The sequence below is a fragment of the Rothia sp. HMSC075F09 genome (genome assembly GCF_001810515.1).
Lineage (GTDB): Bacteria > Actinomycetota > Actinomycetes > Actinomycetales > Micrococcaceae > Rothia.
The window spans coordinates 1-1,058 of sequence record NZ_KV801768.1 but is presented as its reverse complement, the minus strand read 5'-3'; the positions used below and the strand labels follow the sequence as shown (position 1 = coordinate 1,058).

The 1,058-nt window shown below is 54.3% G+C and carries 1 protein-coding gene; it reads right to left on the bottom strand.

Going from position 1 to position 1,058, the window contains the following annotated elements; all coding sequences use genetic code 11:
* Nucleotides 1-638: 638 nt before the first annotated feature.
* Complete coding sequence (locus HMPREF2749_RS00770) at nt 639-938, bottom strand: hypothetical protein (protein WP_070593020.1); 300 nt, start codon at nt 936-938, stop codon at nt 639-641.
* Between the last annotated feature and the right edge of the window lie 120 nt (nt 939-1,058).

The window sequence follows — 1,058 nt, the reverse complement described above, 5'->3', positions numbered from 1 at the left end:
TATTGTAGCACAGCTGAACGCATATAAACAAGCTGTGGCGGCGGGAATTTCGAGAAAATTTCACCCCAACACTGACCCAAGGAACCTAGAACAATTGCGTTTGTCCTTCCATGACGATACCGCGCCCCAAACGGTCTATGGCCTCTTGACTGTAGCCGTGCTCTAGCACATATTCCCGAAGCTCGCGCGCGTCAGCGGCGCGCTCTGCTCTGCTGCGCCGTAGGAAAACGTGGCCGTGCAGGTTATCCCTTCCCCGTGCGGCGCGCTCTCGCATGTTGTCCGCGTGATTGCCCAAGAAAAGATGTGAAGTCGCGCCCGCTTCCGCCCTGACACATAGGGGGTTATCGCACAAGTGGGTTACCATTTCGGCGGTCTGTACGTCCTCCAGTCCGAACGCTACGGCGGCGGCGTAGCGGTGCGCGCGCCACATGATGAACCCTTCCGGGCTGTCGCGATCTTTTACCCAAAATCTACCGTAGCCGTCCGCCCCTATTGCGCCAATCCAGACCCAACACGCGCCGGGTGCCCGTCCCTTAACCACTTTGTCCCAAAACCTTTTAGTTGCTGCGCTGTCCATCATGGACAGCATGATACGCCACAGGGCGGCTCAGAGTTTCCTCTGAGCCGCCCTGTATTACTTACTCACCGTGAAATGTAATCATCCATTCAGTGATGACCCCTTCATGCGTAACCCGTTTTGCCGTGTCGGGCTCGTAATTTGCGTCGCGAAGCAGGCCTAGCATAATGTCCATATGCTCGCTGACCGGTGCATCAGATGCTTTTCTAATCTCCCAAAAACGCTTAAAAAGCCCCTTAATTTCTTCAGGGATAACCTTACCCAACCGTACCGTGTCCTTGGAACTCACCGTAAGCGAGGTACGAACCCCGCCGTTGGGGCTGGGGGTGTACTGTGCGGTAATAGTAAACTTCATGGTCATGATTTTGTGTCCTTTTCTGATTTGCTGTTCGGCTGTGCCGGTTGGCTTAGCCGGTAGGTTTGTGGGTTGCTGTCCCGTTTGTCCCTACACTTATATTGTAGCACAGCTGAACGCATATAA

What these genes read in the sequence shown, in the direction of transcription:
- HMPREF2749_RS00770 (WP_070593020.1), bottom strand. Translation starts at nt 938, where the DNA reads ATGACCATGAAGTTTACTATTACCGCACAGTACACCCCCAGCCCCAAC.